This window comes from Pseudomonas sp. GW460-LB5 (genome assembly GCF_059423245.1).
This window is the reverse complement of the sequence record NZ_JBWKXT010000023.1, coordinates 1-19175: the sequence shown is the minus strand read 5'-3', so window position 1 is coordinate 19175 and position 19175 is coordinate 1. Positions and strand designations below refer to the sequence as shown.

Annotated in this window: 17 protein-coding genes and 1 tRNA gene; 7 read left to right on the top strand and 11 right to left on the bottom strand. The window is 54.8% G+C overall.

What is annotated here, in order from left to right:
- Window positions 1–197: 197 nt before the first annotated feature.
- From mobH to AC07XM_RS15435, 4 genes are all read left to right on the top strand, one after another.
- Window positions 198–1916 carry a MobH family relaxase gene (gene mobH / locus AC07XM_RS15450; protein ID WP_102690006.1) on the top strand — a complete coding sequence of 573 codons (1719 nt, stop codon included), beginning with the start codon at window positions 198–200 and terminating at the stop codon, window positions 1914–1916.
- Window positions 1917–2065: 149 nt separating this feature from the next.
- Window positions 2066–5404 (top strand): hypothetical protein, encoded by a 3339-nt coding sequence (locus tag AC07XM_RS15445; protein WP_146024555.1) that lies wholly within the window; start codon window positions 2066–2068, stop codon window positions 5402–5404.
- On the top strand, window positions 5388–5867 hold the full coding sequence (locus AC07XM_RS15440; protein WP_102690008.1) for a response regulator: 480 nt from the start codon (window positions 5388–5390) through the stop codon (window positions 5865–5867). Before AC07XM_RS15445 ends, AC07XM_RS15440 begins: the two co-directional genes overlap by 17 nt.
- Window positions 5857–7062, top strand: coding sequence for a 5'-methylthioadenosine/S-adenosylhomocysteine nucleosidase family protein (locus AC07XM_RS15435; RefSeq protein WP_102690009.1), 1206 nt, complete (start codon window positions 5857–5859; stop codon window positions 7060–7062). Before AC07XM_RS15440 ends, AC07XM_RS15435 begins: the two co-directional genes overlap by 11 nt.
- 1502 nt (window positions 7063–8564) lie before the next feature.
- Here the strand turns inward: AC07XM_RS15435 and AC07XM_RS15430 are convergent.
- From AC07XM_RS15430 to thrS, 9 genes are all read right to left on the bottom strand, one after another.
- Window positions 8565–8641: transfer RNA gene (locus AC07XM_RS15430), tRNA-Pro, on the bottom strand.
- A 111-nt stretch (window positions 8642–8752) separates the two neighbouring features.
- Window positions 8753–9109 carry a MerR family transcriptional regulator gene (locus AC07XM_RS15425; RefSeq protein ID WP_003250681.1) on the bottom strand — a complete coding sequence of 119 codons (357 nt, stop codon included), beginning with the start codon at window positions 9107–9109 and terminating at the stop codon, window positions 8753–8755.
- Window positions 9090–9392, bottom strand: a complete 303-nt coding sequence (gene ihfA, locus AC07XM_RS15420; RefSeq protein ID WP_003250679.1) for an integration host factor subunit alpha — start codon at window positions 9390–9392, stop codon at window positions 9090–9092. The genes AC07XM_RS15425 and ihfA overlap by 20 nt, the downstream gene beginning before the upstream one ends.
- Window positions 9393–9396: 4 nt before the next feature.
- Window positions 9397–11790, bottom strand: coding sequence for a phenylalanine--tRNA ligase subunit beta (pheT, locus tag AC07XM_RS15415; RefSeq protein WP_016487882.1), 2394 nt, complete (start codon window positions 11788–11790; stop codon window positions 9397–9399).
- Between the two features lie 31 nt (window positions 11791–11821).
- Window positions 11822–12838, bottom strand: a complete 1017-nt coding sequence (pheS, locus tag AC07XM_RS15410; protein ID WP_016487883.1) for a phenylalanine--tRNA ligase subunit alpha — start codon at window positions 12836–12838, stop codon at window positions 11822–11824.
- Between the two features lie 109 nt (window positions 12839–12947).
- A complete protein-coding gene (gene rplT, locus AC07XM_RS15405; protein ID WP_009394046.1) occupies window positions 12948–13304 on the bottom strand; it encodes a 50S ribosomal protein L20 in 357 nt (118 codons plus the stop codon).
- A 27-nt stretch (window positions 13305–13331) separates the two neighbouring features.
- Window positions 13332–13526: a 50S ribosomal protein L35 gene (gene rpmI / locus AC07XM_RS15400; RefSeq protein WP_003250667.1), complete on the bottom strand. Its 195-nt coding sequence runs from the start codon at window positions 13524–13526 to the stop codon at window positions 13332–13334.
- A 60-nt stretch (window positions 13527–13586) separates the two neighbouring features.
- Window positions 13587–14138, bottom strand: coding sequence for a translation initiation factor IF-3 (gene infC / locus AC07XM_RS15395; protein WP_016487884.1), 552 nt, complete (start codon window positions 14136–14138; stop codon window positions 13587–13589).
- Window positions 14138–16060, bottom strand: a complete 1923-nt coding sequence (thrS, locus tag AC07XM_RS15390; protein WP_016487885.1) for a threonine--tRNA ligase — start codon at window positions 16058–16060, stop codon at window positions 14138–14140. The genes infC and thrS overlap by 1 nt, the downstream gene beginning before the upstream one ends.
- 337 nt (window positions 16061–16397) lie before the next feature.
- Here thrS and AC07XM_RS15385 point away from each other — a divergent pair, with 337 nt between their 5' ends.
- Window positions 16398–16703, top strand: coding sequence for a hypothetical protein (locus AC07XM_RS15385; protein WP_023049112.1), 306 nt, complete (start codon window positions 16398–16400; stop codon window positions 16701–16703).
- 163 nt (window positions 16704–16866) lie between these two features.
- On the top strand, window positions 16867–17079 hold the full coding sequence (locus AC07XM_RS15380) for a cold-shock protein (RefSeq protein WP_012273095.1): 213 nt from the start codon (window positions 16867–16869) through the stop codon (window positions 17077–17079).
- Between the two features lie 188 nt (window positions 17080–17267).
- Here AC07XM_RS15380 and AC07XM_RS15375 read toward each other — a convergent pair whose 3' ends face one another.
- Window positions 17268–17588: an I78 family peptidase inhibitor gene (locus AC07XM_RS15375; RefSeq protein ID WP_016487887.1), complete on the bottom strand. Its 321-nt coding sequence runs from the start codon at window positions 17586–17588 to the stop codon at window positions 17268–17270.
- Window positions 17589–17862: 274 nt separating this feature from the next.
- Between AC07XM_RS15375 and AC07XM_RS15370 the strand changes: the two genes are divergently transcribed.
- On the top strand, window positions 17863–18075 hold the full coding sequence (locus AC07XM_RS15370) for a hypothetical protein (protein ID WP_016487888.1): 213 nt from the start codon (window positions 17863–17865) through the stop codon (window positions 18073–18075).
- On the opposite strand, the gene AC07XM_RS15365 is transcribed toward AC07XM_RS15370, so the two are convergent.
- Entirely contained in the window at window positions 18047–19048 is a 1002-nt protein-coding gene (locus AC07XM_RS15365) for a nucleoside hydrolase (protein ID WP_016487889.1), read from the bottom strand. The two genes, AC07XM_RS15370 and AC07XM_RS15365, sit on opposite strands and share 29 nt — an antisense overlap.
- Window positions 19049–19175: the final 127 nt, after the last annotated feature.

Below are 19175 nucleotides of genomic sequence, written 5' to 3'. Positions count from 1 at the left end.
CCGGACATTCTACCTCCCGAGAAAAGGACAGGCCATTCCGGTCCCACAGGTAACCCGATGCACCAGTCTTCGAATTTCCGCATTCGCGAAAAGGACCAAGGCGTTAAAGGGTAACGGCGGCAACGGTAAGGGGGCACAAGGGTAAGAGGCCTATCCGAAAAGGAAAAGGACCTTCTTAATGCAGAGCAGGTAACGCGATGAAGCGCTGGTGGTTCAAACATCAAAAAGGCAATGCCGCAGAGCCCACACCCGCCCTAGCGCCCGAGGGTTTTTTGCTCCCGCTCCCCGCTGAATCCCTGCTGTGTGCCGACCACCGGAAAAAGCTGCTGGAGCGCATCTGGCAATACACGGCGCTTTCGGAACCTCAGTTCAATCAGCTCTACCTTGATCCGATCCGCCGCTACGCCGTCTATGTACAGCAACTCCCCGCCAGCGAAAGCCACCACCATGCTTATCCGGGCGGCATGCTGGACCATGGACTGGAACTGGTGGCCTGCAGCTTGAAGTTACGCCAGTCGTACCTGCTACCCAGCGGCGCCGCACCGGAAGATCAGGCCGCGCAGGCGGACGCCTGGAGCGCGGCGATTGCCTACGGCGCCCTGCTCCATGACATTGGCAAAATTGCCGTTGACGTGCAGGTGGAGTATCAGAATGGTGAGGTGTGGCGCCCTTGGCACGGGCCACTGAACCAACCCTACCGTTTCCGCTACCACCCCGACCGGAATTACAAGCTACACGGCGCCGCCGCCGGGCTGCTTTATACACAGATTTTGACGTCCCGTCAGCTCGACTGGCTCAGCCACTACCCGGTCTTGTGGGGCCACCTGCTCTTCCTGCTCGCCAACCATTACGAGCACGCCGGCACCCTCGGCGAACTGGTGCTGCAAGCGGACCGGGTCTCCACCGCGCAGAACATCGGCGCCAATCCCACCAAGGCCCTGCAGGCACCCAAACACTCGCTGCAGCATCACCTGCTCACGGGCTTGCGACACCTGGTCAAGAACGAGTTCAAGCTCAATCAGCCCGGCGCCGCCGGTTGGCTCACAGAGGACGAACTGTGGCTGGTAAGCAAGACGGCCACCGACAAACTGCGCGCCTACCTGCTCGCTCAGGGCGTGGATGGCATCCCCTCCTCCAATATCGCCTTGTTCGATGAGCTGCAATCACATGGATTGGTGGACGGTACACCAGAAGGGAAAGCGGTATGGAGCGCGACCATTACAGACGATGACTGGCAACATCGCTTTACCTTTCTTCGTCTGCAGCCAAGCCTTATCTGGGCCGATGAACCTCGGCCACGGTGCTTTCGTGGCACGGTTGAACCGATGATGGACCATCCCCTACCAAACAGTGAACCCAGCGAATCGAGCACTGATGCGCCGCAGACTTCTGCGGATGAAGAGCGGCCGACCGCAGCGCACTTTGGTGAGGATTTCCCCTACCTCGACGATTTGGTGGATATGTTGGAAGATCCGGGCCAGCTTGAGGCTGAATCAAGCACTGGAAACTTGCAGTCCGCAACTGCCCCTTCCCAGGATGCCATCGGGCTGGCATTTCTAGGGTGGCTGCGCGACGGTGTCCGCAGTCATCGATTGGTTATTAACGACAGCAAAGCAAAGGTCCACACCGTGGAAGGTGCTTTTTTCGTGGTCACGCCGGGCATTTTCCAACGCTATGTCTCTGAGCAACCAGCGTCGGCCGAAGCGGATCCTCAAAACCAAGGATGGCAACGCGTCCAACGTGAATTTGAGAAACTGGGTGTTCATGTGAAAAAGCCCAACGGCCGGAACATTTGGATCTGCAAGGTAAGAGGACCACGAAAAGCAGGAACTCTTAATGGATACTTGCTTCGTGAGAGCTGTTACATTTCTGATCAGATGCCAGAGGACAACAAATTCCTTAAAATCTGGCCATAAACAGAAAATAATCATGAAGATAGCGTGCCGCTTGTTTCTGAACGTAGCTCACGTGAAAAGACGCAGCCGAATGCTTGATGTTCTCGTTAGCATGAGGCAATCTGCCACAACGGACTGAAGAAAAATTTGCACGCAGGGAGAATAGCATCTTGTCTAGGGCACTGGAAAAAATAATCTACAAAGATCTGGATGGCGCTGCTAAGAAAGATTATTCGACGTTCATTCAGATCGCTTCAAATTATCATGAGAGACTAAAGCCCGACCAGTACCCAGCATTCCTAGCTGTATACTTTGAAGTAGGGAAACGCTTCAAAAAACACGCATGGAGTGGAAAGAGAGAACTGAAGGATGTTGGATATTACGCACATTTTTCAGGCAAGAATTATTGCGACGACTTTTTCTTCGCAACAATTTGGCTAATAAAACACACTCAAGCGCTTAATCTCTTTATCGAAGTTTCAGAAACCATTCAAGAACTGATAATTTCAGAAAATTACGCTACCGCGCTTGCGGTGGCTCATGACTTCCAGAAGGCTCACGGATGGAGTTTCTGGGTGCTAGAGGCGGTAATATATCTAACAAACAAGGTACATGGTTCTGAAGAAACTATAAAACTAGCCAGGCAGATAAGAGAAAGCACAGACGGTAGAATAATTGGACTTGCCGCCAGCATATTCGCTGAGCGCGTGGACGACCGGTACTCCGTCGACAACTTTGTATCGAAATGGCATGAAATAATACCTAAATATATTGAAAAGCCAGAAATACGAAACCACTACTTATTCCATGTATTAGGCATTTCCGACTTAAAAGACTCGCTTGGAGACGTATTACTTCAAGATTTTTCGATATCAATATTTGACTGCTACAACTCATGTGTAGAATCAGTACACTCACTAATAGCCTCCAACCCAGGAATGCTGAAAGAAAGTGTAGCAAAATGTATTGAGGTATTGATATCTGGCGGAATCAAAGACCCTCGATTAAAAAAGCTTTCCCTCTTGCTTACCGGTGAGCCGACGACTATAAGTCAAAGCACACGACCTAATGCAAAGCTTGCATATCAGGCACTGATTAACCACTCCGCAAACAAATCCGATGTGCCATCAGCACTTGAGTTCATTTACGAACTCAATGAAAATGGCGCAATGGCATTTGAAGCGCTGGGAAAGTTAGAAAAAGAGAGTTTGGGGCTAAGATTTATCCCCCTAGGCGTATGTCTTTCTGGGTTCAGCGTAAACCTATTCAGTAAAGATCCTGAAAAATCAGTCTCTCAGCCATGGATTACGCTATTAAATTCCTCTATAGCGATTGAAGACTTTTTTGTTTTGCCATGCAACCACGCATGGGAACTTATTGAGAAAATCTCGAACTCACACACCAACGAGCAAGTGGTTAGGCAGGCAAAACTACTCTTAAATGCCCGCAACAACTCAGTCGACAAGGATTCATTCCAGTCAATCTCATGTAATTCGGCTTTATGGCTCGGTTATTATTTCATTGAAGAAGGGCGCCACACCGAAGTCGAAATCATTATCAAGCATTTATCCAGCAGACAACCCTTCTGGAAAAGGCAAGCAATCAAGTTAAAGCTCAATCTCCTAAGCCGAAACCATAACACCGAAGACGCATTAACTCTTGCCTATCAGTCAATTGAAAACAATCACGTACAAAGCTTCGAATACCCATTCGCAATTATATTCGAAGACAACACCTGGGGCGACTTCAAACATTTCAACCCGACAGAGACAGCGATTGTCGCCCATTTTACGAACGCCACACTCGAATCAAAAGACGAAGATATACTCTACATATGTAAAATGGCCTGTAAACGCATCCACCAGGAACTAGGCGGCAAAGAAATTCTTAAAGCAGTACTTTCAGAACAAGAAAAAAAGGCAGCAATTACACTTTTCTCCAAAGTTTGGACCGAGGAAAACCTCACATTCTTGAACTTCAAGACCAGTCGCGAGGCTATGAATGAGCGCCTTGATGTACTTCGCCTGCTAGTACAAACGCACCCAGAAGGTGAGCAAGAGTATGCAGCTGAAATCATGGATATTACTCTTCGGGAATCTCAGTGGGAGGGGTTAAGCCATGTAGACGAGACACGAATATTCGTCAATGAAGCCGGAATATCAAGATGGGCAGACAAAGAACTTCGCCCAGATTTCGAAACATGGAAAAAAGCACATGCAATAACGTTCACCGAGGATCTTGCAGAAGAAATTTTCCAGTTTGCAAACTCGCCTACAAAAGAACGACTAGATGAAATAGCGGGCAGCAGCATGTCGGACGAGCACAAAATATTGCTTACCATCATAGCTCGCCTGGAAAACAAATTCCTTAACGACCCTTTAGACGGCCTTCACTGCTATCTGAGCGCTAGAATTAGGCATGGGACTATTAAAAACACGGTACTCGGCCCGCTAGATGAAGCAGGCTTTCTAGCTGTTGGAGAGCGGTTAGACGACAGCATTGATAGATTGATGCATGAATTTTCTCACTACCATAAAGTAGAAATAGTTACTCCTGCACTATTGGAGCTATCAGCTGGACTAGTTAACCTGATTAATGACGCTCTCGCGAACAAGATCCGTATAAAAAGCGAAAAGCATCCGCATGGATTTATCTCAATAGGTAATAGTCAAGCCGGCTTCAGCAGAACGGCTCCGTTAATCGGCACGATGCTGGACTTCAACACATTTGTATCAGTGGTATTCACAACATTTTGGAAGCTCCTAGAACCTTCATTGCAGAGCCTTCACGATTACTTCAACGGAGACTTCCAGCAGCAAATTTATAATATGTTCGACCAAGCCATACACAAAATACAAGTCATTGGTGATGGTTCTAGAACCTTGGTTGCGGGTCTGACAAGAATAAAGAATTTGACATGCCAAAAATGTGTTGTTGCTGCGGGCTGGTTTCAACCTCATAGCAATCTGACCGATCGCGTTTTTTCATTCGATGAAGCGATTAGCATTGCAACCAAGGTGTCAAAAAATATCTACCCGCGTTTTAATGCAATAGTTGAAGTTGAGAAAAATGACTCGCTTGATTTAAAGCTTACAGCCATTGGGATGACCGCCATAGTTGAAGCGCTTACCACACTACTTGAAAATTGCTGGAAATACTCAGGATTGTATGACAAGGAATACACCATAGATATAATGTCCAGCATCAATAGCGCAAATGACATTCTCTCTGTAGCGATCTCAAACCCTCTATCTTCAAACCGATTGAATCAGTTGACACCAGAGTTCTTAGAGAGTATTCGCGCGCGATTTCAAAAAGAACTTGTCATTGAGAACATAGCTACAGAGGGAGGCACCGGACTGCCGAAGATCGCCAGACTGTCACACAAGATTGATCGAGGCATTTGCCCGCTCCCATTAGATATCAAAATTGAAGGCAGCAATTTTGTGGTAATGGCCTTTATCCCACTTCACAAGCGTGCCGAGGCTTACGATGTCTACAATTACTGACCTCAGGATCTTGATAGTAGAGGATGACAACCCAAAACTTAGCGCAATTAATCAATGCCTCAGCGAAGAGCTAATGATCAAAAGCATCATAAGCGCCAAGTCGCTAACTAGTGCCATGCAGTTATTGGAGTCAGAAAATTTTGATCTCTGCATAGTAGATATGTCAATCCCCACCTACGATTTTGATGCAGATACAACCGGGGGCGAACCTCAATCAAAAGGAGGCATCGATATACTTCGCTTCCTACAGAGTGAAAGAGAAAAAACCAAGGCAATAATTATCACACAATACAGTGAGTTCCCTGACGGTAACGGCGCTGCTTCCACCCTCGAGTGTTTAACCGACCAGCTTCTAAAAAAATTCAGAACAACATTAATAGCAGTTCTATTTTATGCCAGCCAGAAAAGCGACTGGCGCAACAAACTAAAACTGTCCATCTACGGTGAGTTCAATGGCTGTTAAAGTACTTATTTCTGAAGACACTCCCTACAAAGCACAGCTTCTTTCCGACGCTCTTTCAACCTTTGATATCTCCGGACTAGAACTCATCTTTGCAAAAAACGGATATGAAACTAGGTGCGCCCTGCGCGAGCACGCCGGAACAATAGACCTACTTCTGCTCGACCTTGTACTTCCAAATCGCGAGGGAGACACTCCAAGCGCATCGGTGGGAATTGAACTTTTACGCCAAATCTTAGATGACGAAGAGTACTTACCTCCTACAAGTATAGTTGGAACCACAGCAGACAACGAGGCCATGGGTAAATATGAGGAGTCTTTCAAGAACCTCACCACACAAATTTTATTAGTTACTCCAGAGCTAACAGCATGGCGATTCTCGCTTGAAAAATTAATCAGCCATATAGTCCGATCTCAACAACACCCTAAAGAAAGATTGGTGGATGTATGCTTCATAACTGCTCTTCGTTACCCTGAGCTAACCGCAGTACTGGGCTTACCTATAAGCTGGACACCGGAGCAGAGTCTTGGCAACGGTGTACTGATACAAGAGGGAACGGCAGAAATTGATGGAAAGTTGAGGAAGTTTGTCTGTGCGCACTCAAGTCAAATGGGCATGATTGCTGCATCCTTTATGACAAGAGTTCTTTGGGAAAAATATTACCCCAAATTGATCGTAATGACAGGCATATGCGGCGGAGTTAGAAATGTAAACCTTGGCGATGTTATTGTAGCAGATAGAAGTTGGGACTGGCAAAGTGGGAAATGGTTACATTCAGGTGAGTTTGACTCTGCGCCGGATCACAAAGAGGCCTCACCGGATATCGTGGCATTGGCCAGAGGAACAGAAGATATATCTTTGCAGTTCTGGAAAAGCCAAGATCAGCGCCCAGGAACTCAACCAAAGGTACACGTAGGACCGATGCTTTCTGGAAGTGCGGTAGTCGAAGACCCTAGCAAGCATGCCATATTTGTTAAGCAGCATCGCAAAGCTATTGCAGTGGATATGGAATGTTATGGAGTATATTTTGCTGCAGACATGTCGGTGGATCCTCAATCTAAATTTATCTGCATAAAATGCGTATCGGATTTAGCCGACCGAAACAAAACTGACAACTATCAGAATTATTGCGCGGAGCTAAGTGCTACTATTGGATTCGAAGTTGCGCTGAAGTTCCTACGTTCGGCTCAAAGATAAAGACTTTTACTTTGCTCGTGTTTGACCCGTTTGACAGGAAAGCTCCGAACCTAGTGGCTTCTCCATGAGAAGCCACCACCTACCACAAGGCGTATACAAGTTAGTTTCTCCCTCATCCAACACATCGACATGGGACGGTAGTTTTCCGATAGAGGTCAACGGGTATCATGCGTCGATGGGCCGCGAAGAAGCCCTGGTATACAATGTCTGCGCTGGGTCGCTGCGACCATCTCAGAGGATGTTTCAGGTACAACTGACGATCAGTGAGCGGTTCAACCCCCGCGGGCAAAAACTCGCATTTGATAGTCAGTGACTGACTGGAACAGAGACTCAGCTATCAGGCGTAATCTTCCCACCTCTATTGCAGGCGCGCCAGCATCCTGAGCTTCATGGTACCGGCGCATTGTCTCAATTGCCTGGGTGTAGGCTTGGTGGTCGGGCGGCAAATCTTGGCCTATCTGGGCATCAGTGCCTCGATGTCAGTGAATCGATTCAGACGGAATGCCGGCCTCCAGCAACTGGAAATTCACTACCCCGTGGTAGACGGAGTCGGCCAAGCTCTAAGCCGCTCGACCATATTCGGAGATGCTCCACTATCTTGGGTGTCCTGATGCGCCCTTATCGCATCAAGGGCTTCGCGTAGTAGCTGCTAGCCGGTTTTGGCCGCGCCTTCCACGCTTCGCTTCATGCCCTGCCGCTTTTGCTCTGTTAAGCCATTATAGGGCGATAGCGACGGTGTGATGATGGCATCATTCCAAGGCTTTGTGTTCCCCCAGTTCGGGCCTAATCGCTGCAAACCGGGCCCCACGAAAATATCAACAGCTTCCAGACCTGCGCCACACCGGTAGCAGCCACGCTTGTCGTCGATGGGTCGCGAAGCGGCCCCAATATCCAAGCGCCGGGTCGATAGATGCCGGGAAGAGCCAAGCGTATCTCCCACCTACGCTGCTTTCGAAAAATCGCTCCTCCTAACGTGAGTCATTAGGTCCCATGAAAACAGCATGCCCATCACAATCCGCTGTAAACCAGCAAAAGCCAAACTAATAATGGGGGACCAGGTGGGGGACCAAAAACACCTAGGCACAAAAAAGCCCCGAAAAATCAGGGCTTTGATGAAAAATAGTGGCGGAAGCGTAGACATTCGAACTCGAAAATCGCTTAGCGATACCTCCCCTGGCCCCACACCAACTAGACGGCATCGCTACGACGCTCCCTCGGAATACCGCAGAGACAGAGACTAAGGCGAAACGCATGCGTTGGTACCCAACGGGAGCGAATCGGGCTTCGATTCTCCGACCCGACAATTAACTCTAGATTCTCACGGGTTTGCGGCCAAGGCACGTGGTTAGCGATAGCACCACGGTAGGCCCAACAAAAAAACGCCAGAGACATCAAAAATCTTCGGTGGGGCAAAAAGTGGGGCAAAAATGCCCATCGCCGAAAAACGTACAGGCACAAAAAAATCCAGTCACCGCTAAGTGACTGGATTCTTTGGAGTTATTTGGTCGGGACGGAGTGATTCGAACACTCGACCCCTTGCACCCCATGCAAGTGCGCTACCGGGCTGCGCTACGCCCCGACTGGGCTTTGAAGCATGTCCTCAATGTTGCTGAGGACGTTGAAGAATGTACCCTAACCATCTGATAAGTGGAAGCTTTTTCTTAAAAAAATTCCACCTATGCGAAAGATCTCACTTCTTCAAAACCACCAACACATCCTCCAACTCAACAATCATCTGCCGAATCAGCTGCTTGTACTGGCTGGATTCATCCTTAGCCTCATCACTGGAGAGCCGTAACCGCGCCCCGCCAATGGTGAACCCCTGGTCATAAAGCAGCGCACGAATCTGGCGGATCATCAGCACATCCTGCCGCTGATAATACCGCCGATTCCCCCGCCGCTTCACAGGGTTAAGCTGGTCGAACTCCTGCTCCCAGTACCGGAGCACGTGTGGCTTTACAGCACACAGCTCGCTGACTTCACCAATGGTGAAGTAGCGTTTGCCCGGTATGGGGGGCAGTTCGTCGTTATGGCTTGGTTCCAGCATAGGCCTCAACCCGGGCCTTCAACTTCTGCCCTGGACGAAAGGTGACGACGCGCCGTGCAGTGATCGGGATCTCTTCCCCTGTTTTAGGGTTGCGGCCCGGCCGCTGGCGTTTGTCGCGAAGGTCGAAGTTGCCGAAACCGGACAGCTTCACCTGCTCGTTCTCTTCAAGTGCGTGCCGAATTTCTTCGAAAAACAGCTCGACCAGCTCCTTGGCCTCACGCTTGTTAAGCCCCAGCTCCTCGTACAGCCTTTCGGCCATCTCAGCTTTCGTCAGAGCACCCATGCCGTTATTTCCTTAACGTGGTGTTCAACCTTTGTTCGAGCGAGGTGAGGATGTTTTGCAGGGTAGTGTTCACCTCATCGTCGTTAAGAGTGCGCGATGGATGCTGCCAGGTCAAGCCAACGGCAAGGCTTTTTCTATCAGGATCAATGCCTTTACCTTGGTAGACATCAAACAGCCTGAGGTCTGTGAGCCATTCGCCTGCATTGTCACGAATTAATTCAAGCACCGCGCTAGAAGCTACATCACGTCCTGCAATCAAAGCCAGGTCGCGACGGGTTTCCGGGAACTTGGACAGCTCGCTGAATTTCGGCAGGCGGCCTTCGACCACATCGCCCAGCACCAGCTCGAACAGGAACACCGGGCGATCCAGGCCCAGGGCTTTGGCCAGCTCTGGGTGGATGGCGCCAAGGTAGCCGACCAGTTTGCCGTCGCGCTCGATGGCGGCGGTCTGGCCTGGGTGCAGGGCTGGGTGTTTGCCGGCGCTGAAGGTGAAGTCGCTCAGGGCGCCGGAGTAGCCCAGCAGGGCTTCGACGTCGGCTTTTACGTCGAAGAAGTCGACGCCGTCGCGGCCGTTGGCCCAGCCTTCTGGCAGGCGGCTGCCGGTGATTACGCCGGCAATCATTGGCTGCTGTTGCAGGTCACCCAGTTGGCCGACGAAGCGCAGGCCGCTTTCGAACAGGCGCACGCGGTCTTGCTGGCGGTTCAGGTTGTGCTGCAGTGCCTTGACCAGGCCCGGCCACAGCGAGGCGCGCATGGCGGCCATGTCGCTGGAAATGGGGTTGGCCAGCAACAGCGGCTCTACGCCCGGGCTGAACAGTTCGAACAGTTTCGGGTCGATGAAACTGTAGGTGATGGCTTCCTGGTAGCCGCGGGCAACCAGCAGGCGGCGCAGGGTCGGCAGGTCACCGCGGGTTTCCGGCTTGCCTTTTGGCGCCAGGCGGGCTTGCGGGTAGCGAACCGGCAGGTTGTTGTAGCCGTACAGGCGGGCCAGCTCTTCGATCAGGTCCACTTCCAGGCTGATGTCGAAGCGGTGGCTCGGGACGTTGACGGTCCACTGCGCTACACCTTCAGAGCCGCCACTCTTGGTGGTGGTCAGCTCCAGAGCGTTGAGCAGTTGCTCGACCTGGGCTGGGTCCATTTCCATGCCGAGCATCTGGGTGATGCGTTCGGCGCGCAGGGTGACGGGGGCCACTTTTGGCAGGTGTTGCTCGCTGACAGCTTCAACGACCGGGCCGGCTTCGCCGCCAACGATGTCCAGCAGCAGCTGGGTGGCGCGCTCGATAGCTTCGCGGGCCAGCTGCGAGTCGACGCCGCGCTCGTAGCGGTGCGAGGCATCGGTGTGCAGGCCGTAGGAACGGGCTTTACCGGCAACGGAAATCGGCTCGAAGAAGGCGCTTTCCAGGAACAGGTCGCGGGTTTTTTCGGTGTTCACACCGCTGTGCTCGCCACCCATGACGCCGGCGATGGCCAGGGCGCGGGTGTGGTCGGCGATTACCAGGGTGTCTGCGCGCAGGGCAACTTCCTGGCCGTCGAGCAGGACGAGTTTTTCGCCCTCTTCGGCCATGCGTACGCGGATGCCGCCGTTGATTTCTGCCAGGTCGAAGGCGTGCATCGGCTGGCCGAGTTCGAGCATCACGTAGTTGGTGATGTCGACGGCGGCGTCGATGCTGCGCACATCGCTGCGGCGCAGGCGTTCGACCATCCACAGTGGGGTCGGCTTGCTCAGGTCGACGTTACGGATAACGCGGCCCAGGTAGCGTGGGCAGGCAGCCGGGGCGCTGACCTCCACCGGGCGCACTTCGTCGTGGGCAGGCGCTACGGCAGGCACCACCGGGCGGGTGACCGGGGTGTCATACAACGCGCTGACGTCGCGGGCCAGGCCGGCGATGGACAGGCAGTCACCGCGGTTGGGCGTCAGGCCGATCTCGATGCTGGCGTCGTCCAAGCTCAGGTAGGTGCGAATGTTTTCGCCAACCGGGGCATCAGCCGCCAGCTCCAGCAGGCCGTCGTTCTCTTCGCTGATTTCCAGCTCGGCCGCCGAGCACAGCATGCCGAAGGACTCGACGCCGCGCAGCTTGGCCTTCTTGATCTTGAAGTCGCCAGACAGCTCGGCGCCGATCATGGCGAACGGCACCTTGATGCCTGGGCGGGCGTTAGGGGCGCCGCACACGACCTGGAAAGTTTCCTGGCCGTTGCTCACCTGGCACACGCGCAGCTTGTCGGCGTCCGGGTGCTGTTCGGTGGCGAGGATTTCGCCCACGACAATGCCGCTGAACTGGCCGGCAGCGGGGGTAACGCTGTCGACTTCGAGGCCGGCCATGGACAGGCGGGCGACCAGTTCGTCACGGGAGACTTGCGGGTTTACCCAACCGCGCAGCCACTGTTCACTGAATTTCATGCTGTTCTCCTAGAATGTGCGTCGATTGGGCCTAGCGGAATTGGGCAAGGAACCGCAGGTCGTTGTCGAAGAACAGACGCAAATCGTTGACGCCATAGCGCAGCATGGCCAGGCGCTCGGCGCCCATGCCGAAGGCGAAGCCCTGGAACTCTTCAGGGTCGATGCCGGACATGCGCAGCACGCTCGGGTGCACCATGCCGCAGCCCATCACTTCCAGCCAGCCGGTTTGCTTGCACACGCGGCAGCCGTTGCCGGAACACATCACGCACTGGATGTCGACTTCGGCGGACGGCTCGGTGAAGGGGAAGAACGACGGGCGGAAACGCACCGCCAGTTCTTTTTCGAAGAACACCCGCAGGAATTCTTCGATAGTGCCCTTGAGGTCGGCGAAGTTGATATCGCGATCGATCAGCAGGCCTTCGACCTGGTGGAACATCGGCGAGTGGGTGATATCCGAGTCACAGCGGTATACGCGGCCCGGGCACACAATGCGGATGGGCGGCTGGGTCGACTCCATGGTCCGCACCTGCACCGGCGAGGTGTGGGTGCGCAGCAGCATGTTGGCATTGAAGTAGAAGGTATCGTGCATCGCCCGCGCCGGGTGGTGGCCAGGGATGTTGAGCGCTTCGAAGTTGTGGTAGTCGTCTTCGACCTCTGGGCCTTCGGCAATGCCGTAGCCGATGTGGGTGAAGAACTGCTCGATGCGCTCGAGTGTACGGGTGATCGGGTGCAGGCCACCGGTGGCCTGGCCGCGGCCTGGCAGGGTGACGTCAATGCATTCGGCAGCCAGGCGAGCGCTGAGCTCGGCTTCTTCAAAGGCAGCCTTGCGGGCATTGAGCACAACGGTGACGCGCTCTTTGGCGTCGTTGATCAGCGCGCCGACTTTCGGCCGCTCTTCGGCTGGCAGGTTGCCCAGGGTCTTCATCACCTGGGTCAGTTCGCCCTTCTTGCCGAGATAATTAACCCGGATCTGTTCCAGGGCATTGATGTCTTCAGCGCGCTCCACGGCCTCTAGGGCTTGGGAGACCAGCGCATCCAGGTTTTCCATGTACAGACTCCAGATACGAAAATAGGGGAAGAGCTTTGAAGGCTCTTCCCCTATCGATGACGTTCAATGCCCGACGGCGCTAGCGCCGCCGGGTGATTGTCGCGGGTACTTAAGCCAGAACGGCTTTAGCTTTCTCGACAATCGCAGCAAACGCCGCTTTTTCGTTCACTGCCAGATCGGCCAGAACCTTACGGTCGATTTCGATCGAAGCCTTTTTCAGGCCAGCAATCAGACGGCTGTAGGACAGACCGTTATTGCGGGCACCGGCGTTGATACGAGCGATCCACAGTGCGCGGAACTGACGCTTCTTCTGGCGACGGTCGCGGTAGGCGTATTGGCCTGCCTTGATGACCGCTTGCTTGGCTACGCGGAATACGCGCGAGCGTGCACCGTAGTAACCTTTAGCCAGTTTCAGAATTTTCTTGTGACGCTTACGAGCGATGACGCCACGCTTAACACGAGCCATGAGTAACTTCCTCTATCTTAACCAGAATTAACGAACGCGCAGCATGCGCTCGACTTTTGCCACGTCAGACGGGTGCAGCAAGCTGGCACCGCGCAGTTGACGCTTACGCTTGGTCGACATTTTGGTCAGGATGTGGCTCTTGAAAGCGTGCTTGTGCTTGAAGCCCGAAGCTGTCTTCAGGAAGCGCTTCGCAGCACCGCTTTTGGTTTTCATTTTTGGCATGTTGGAACTCCGCATTCGATAAAATTACACATAATCATCAGGCCTGCCGTGCCCGGGAGATTACTTCTTTTTCTTGGGGGCGATGACCATCATAAGCTGGCGTCCTTCCATCTTCGGATGCTGCTCAACGGTGCCGTATTCAAGCAGGTCATTTTCAACCCGCTTCAACAGCTCCATGCCCAGCTCCTGGTGGGCCATCTCACGACCACGGAATCTCAGAGAGATCTTGGCCTTGTCCCCATCGGTAAGGAAACGTACCAGGTTGCGTAGTTTTACCTGGTAATCCCCATCCTCCGTCCCTGGACGAAACTTGATTTCTTTGATCTGGATCTGCTTCTGGTTTTTCTTGGCTTCGTTGGCCTGCTTCTTCTTCTCGAAGAGGTGCTTGCCGTAGTCCATGACCTTGCAGACGGGCGGTACCGCGTCTGCAGAGATTTCTACCAGGTCCAGCTTCGCTTCATCAGCGATACGCAGCGCTTCATCAATCGAGACGATGCCAACCTGCTCGCCGTCTGCGCCAATTAACCGAACCTCGCGGGCCGAGATATTCTCGTTGATCGGGGCCTTCGGTACAGCACGCTTATCGTTTCTCATTTCACGCTTAATAGTCATTACTCCGATTCTTGGCGACCACGCCGGGAAACCGCTTGTGTCAGAAGCTCAGCGAATTGGGCGACGGGCATGGAGCCCAGGTCTGCGCCTTCGCGAGTACGCACTGCAACGGTCTGCGTTTCGACTTCGCGATCCCCTATAACCAAAAGGTACGGGACCTTGAGCAAAGTATGCTCGCGGATTTTAAAGCCGATCTTCTCATTTCTCAAGTCCGACTTGGCACGGAAACCGCTACCGTTCAGAGATTTCTCAACCTCGAGGGCGAAATCGGCCTGTTTGTCGGTGATATTCATGATCACCGCCTGGGTCGGTGCCAGCCACGCCGGGAACACACCCGCGTAGTGCTCGATCAGCATGCCGATAAAGCGCTCGAACGAACCGAGGATGGCGCGGTGCAGCATGACCGGGCGAACACGGCTGTTATCTTCGGCGATATAGCTGGCATCCAGACGCTCTGGCAGGTTCGGGTCGTACTGCAGGGTACCACACTGCCAGTTACGGCCGAGGCAGTCGCGCAGGGTAAACTCGATTTTCGGGCCATAGAAAGCGCCCTCGCCTGGCTGGTATTCCCACTCCAGGCCCGATTCGTTCAGGGCGTCGGCCAGTGCCGATTCGGCACGGTCCCACAGCTCTTCAGAACCGACACGCTTGGCCGGACGGGTGGACAACTTCATGGCGATATCGCTGAAGCCGAAGTCTTTGTACACGTCCAGGGTCAGCTTGATGAAGTCGGCGGCTTCTTTCTTCACCTGGTCTTCGGTGCAGAAGATGTGCGCGTCGTCCTGCACGAAGCCACGCACGCGCATGATGCCGTGCAGGGCGCCGGACGGCTCGTTACGGTGGCAGGCACCAAACTCGGCCAGGCGCAGCGGCAGGTCGCGGTAGCTTTTCAGGCCCTGGTTGAACACCTGCACGTGGCACGGGCAGTTCATCGGTTTTACCGCGTAGTCACGGCTTTCCGACGACGTGGTGAACATGTTCTCGGCGTAGTTGGACCAATGCCCGGAACGCTCCCAGAGAATACGGTCAACAACCTGCGGGGTCTTGATTTCCAGGTAGCCGTTGGCGCGCTGAACCTGGCGCATGTACTGCTCAAGCACTTGGTATACAGTCCAGCCGTTGGCATGCCAGAACACCATGCCCGGGGCTTCTTCCTGCAGGTGGAACAGGTCGAGCTGCTTGCCGATCTTGCGATGGTCGCGTTTTTCGGCTTCTTCGATGCGCTGAACGTAGGCAGCCAGCTGCTTTTTGTCGGCCCAGGCGGTGCCGTACACGCGCTGCAGCTGCTCGTTCTTGGCATCACCGCGCCAGTAGGCACCGGACAGCTTGGTCAGCTTGAATGCCTTGAGGAAGCGGGTGTTCGGCACGTGCGGGCCACGGCACATGTCGACATATTCTTCGTGATAATACAGGCCCATGGCCTGCTCATCCGGCATGTCCTCGACCAGGCGCAGCTTGTAGTCTTCGCCACGGGCCTTGAACACATCGATGACTTCGGCGCGCGGGGTCACTTTCTTGACCACGTCGTAGTCTTTCTCGATCAGCTCCATCATGCGCTTTTCGATGGCAGCCATGTCTTCAGGGGTGAAGGGGCGCTCGTAGGCGATGTCGTAATAGAAGCCTTCATCGATAACCGGGCCGATGACCATCTTGGCGGTCGGGTACAGCTGCTTCACTGCGTGGCCGACCAAGTGGGCGCACGAGTGACGGATGATCTCCAGTCCCTCTTCATCTTTAGGGGTGATGATCTGCAGGGTGGCGTCGTGGCTGATCAGGTCGCACGCGTCGACCAGTTTGCCATCGACCTTGCCGGCGACCGTGGCCTTGGCCAGGCCGGCACCGATGGATGCGGCTACGTCGGCGACGGATACGGCGTGGTCAAACGAACGTTGACTGCCATCGGGAAGAGTAATAATGGGCATGGCGCCTCCTCTCCTAGTGGTGACCCCTACCAAAGGTCACGTGGGTTGGGATGAGCCAGTACAAGATCCGGCCTGCCTTCCTTCATAAGGAAGCCTGCCTCACAGTGGCAGAAGCCTTTCGGCTTGCAAGGGACGAACCAGAGTGACTGGAAAGAAAAAAGATAGCTGCAGCCGGCACAGCGCGACTACAAGCCGGGCATGCTAGCACGCGGGTTGCGCCCCAGGCAGAAATATTTGGAAATTGCACCGCAGCGGTGAACTATCGCGGAAAAATACGGCTCAGACCTTAGGAAGCAACCTACTCTTGATGAGACCTTGACCCAAGGAGTAACTGGTTATGCGAGTTCCGTCTCTTCTGGCCCTGGCGGCCGCTGGCGCCCTGCTGCTGCCCGTGGCTGCGAACGCTGGCAACTTCCCCGCCGGGAAGGAGGCCGCCTACACCGCCCAGTGCACGCAAGTGGCCGGCAGCCAGGGCGTTGACGCTGCCACCGCGAAAAAACACTGCGACTGCGGCGCACGAGCCATCGAAAAGAATTTCACCGACGCCGAGATTGCCGACCTTAACAGCAACGATGGCGTTGACGCCAAGCTGATGCAGAAGGCCCAGACTGTGGTGCAACAGGCCTGCGCACCGAAGCGCTGAACCCTTAAAGCCGGTGACCGCCGGTAACTATTTTGCGTTAGATCAACATCTGGTGAAGGTAAAAGGCGCTAGTTCTGCAGAATTAGACTATGATGTCCTCTGTGCCAGACAGCTCAGGCGTCTAGGCACTTCGAAAAATTTCAAGTTTCTGGAGATTCATCCCATGTCCAATCGCCAAACCGGCACCGTCAAATGGTTCAATGATGAGAAAGGCTTCGGCTTCATCACCCCACAAGGCGGCGGCGACGACCTGTTCGTTCACTTCAAAGCCATCGAATCCGACGGCTTCAAGAGCCTGAAAGAAGGTCAGACTGTTTCCTTCGTCGCCGAGCGCGGTCAGAAGGGCATGCAGGCTGCTCAGGTTCGTCCGGAGTAATTCGGAAGCTGTGAAAAAACCCGCCCTTGTGGCGGGTTTTTTTATGGGCGCTGACCAGGCGGCACACGCTGCTCTTTGCTTCAGGCGGTGAAGCTAAAAACCTGGGGCCGCTTTGCGGCCCTTTCCGGCCGGTCCGGCGCCCCGGCAAGGCCACGCCTACAGGGACCGCATGGGTCTTTGGAGCTGCATCAACCGCAGTTGACGCGGGTTACCTTGCCCTGCTCGTCCACGTTCAGGTTCAGGCGTTCGGAGCGGTACTCCAGGGTTACCACGTCGTGCGGCTTGAGAATGCGTGCCATCTGCGAGCCACTGGCCTTGCGTGCCTGCTCCAGCAGCTCGGCGCTGGCAGGCTTGCCAATGGCAAAATCGGCGCCACTGGCATCGCAGCGGCCGTCATTGGCTACAGGCGAAGCTGGCACAGCACCACCATCGGCGTTGCCACCAGTGCTGCAACCAGCCAGGACAGCAGCCACCGCCAGGGTTGCCAGGTAAGCACGGGTACGGAACATGAAGCCTCCTAAATAGGTCCGGGAACTGTCTGTTCCGACAGCTCCGCTGGGTATTCGTTGCAAAACCGGTCAAGTCTGCCTGAACTCTGGCAGCGAGGCGAAAAGCAATCGTGACCGGATTTTGCACAACCCACTGCGTTTGCCATATGCTTAGCGCGCACGGTCACTGGCGCAAAGCCATGATTTACTGCAAGAAGTGGAGCGCATCCCGCCTCCATCGAACACCAGGGTCAGGTGTTCACCCCTTCGTCCCGGGCCCCAGCGAGAGCTTTTCATGAGTACCCACAGCATCGATGCCGACATCAAGGTCAAATGGGCGGAGGGCCAGAGCGCGTACAGCCCTGGCACACCGGAAGAATTGCTGTTGATCGCCATCGACCTGTTGGTACGCGACAACGGTGCCGAGGCGGCCCGCAGCTTCATCGACCAGGTGTTCGAGCGCTACGCGCCGCACGCGGCTATTCCAATCGCGCCAGACGGGCGCTGAGCAGGTCAAACAGCCCCTGAGCATCGCCCTGCTCCACCCACAACACATTCGCCGGCTGCTTGAGCACGCCGTACCAGTCGGCAACCGTCTGGCCGAAAGTCGGGCCTTCGCGGCTGTCGATGCTCATGTGGATACGCCGGCCACTGAACAGCTCGGGCTTTAGCAGGTAGGCAATGACGCTGGCGTCGTGCACCGGGCCGCCGGGCATGCCGTACAGGTCCATGTCGTGGGTGATGTAGGCATTCAGGATATCCACCACGCGCTTGCTGGCCTGGTTGTTCACGGTTGCCAGTTGTTTCAGGCGTGCGTCGCTGGTCAGCAGCTTGTGAGTGACGTCCAGCGGCAGGTAGGTGAGCTGCACACCGCTGGCCAGCACCACTTCGGCGGCATGCGGGTCGGCATAGAGGTTGAATTCCGCCACAGGGGTGATATTGCCTCCGTTGAAATGGGCACCGCCCATGACCACCACCTCCTTGATGGCCTTGACGATGTCCGGGCGCTGGATCAGCGCCAAGGCCAGGTTGGTCTGCGGGCCGAGCATGGCCACGGTGATGCTGTGCGGTTTGGCTGTGCCGAGGGTGTCGATCAGGTATTGCACGGCATTGCCTTGGGCCAGAGGCGCTTTGGGCTCGTGCACCTGTACCCCGGTAAGGCCTTCTTCACCATGAACATCGGCGGCGTATATCGGCGCGCGCACCAGTGGGCGGCCGGCGCCGGCGTACACGGGGATGTCTTCGCGACCCGCCCATTCGCGGGCCAGGCGGGCGTTTCGCGAGGTTTTATCCAGGCGCACGTTGCCTGCCACGGTGGTGATGGCGCGGATATTGAGCTCGTCGGGCGAGGCCATGGCCAGAAACAGCGCGACCACGTCGTCGGCGCCAGGGTCGGTGTCGATGATCAGGTCGATGGGGGCGGCCTGAAGGGTGGTGGCTGTGGCCATGAAGGCGAGTCCTTGTAGCAGGGGTTTGAGCATGGGGCACTCCTTGTTGCCAGAACACAGGACACAAACACACCGCAGCCCCCTGTAGGAGCGGCCTTGTGCCGCGATGGGGCGCGAAGCGGCCCCGGAAAGTTTTGCTGCGAAGCTGAAAATCTGGGGC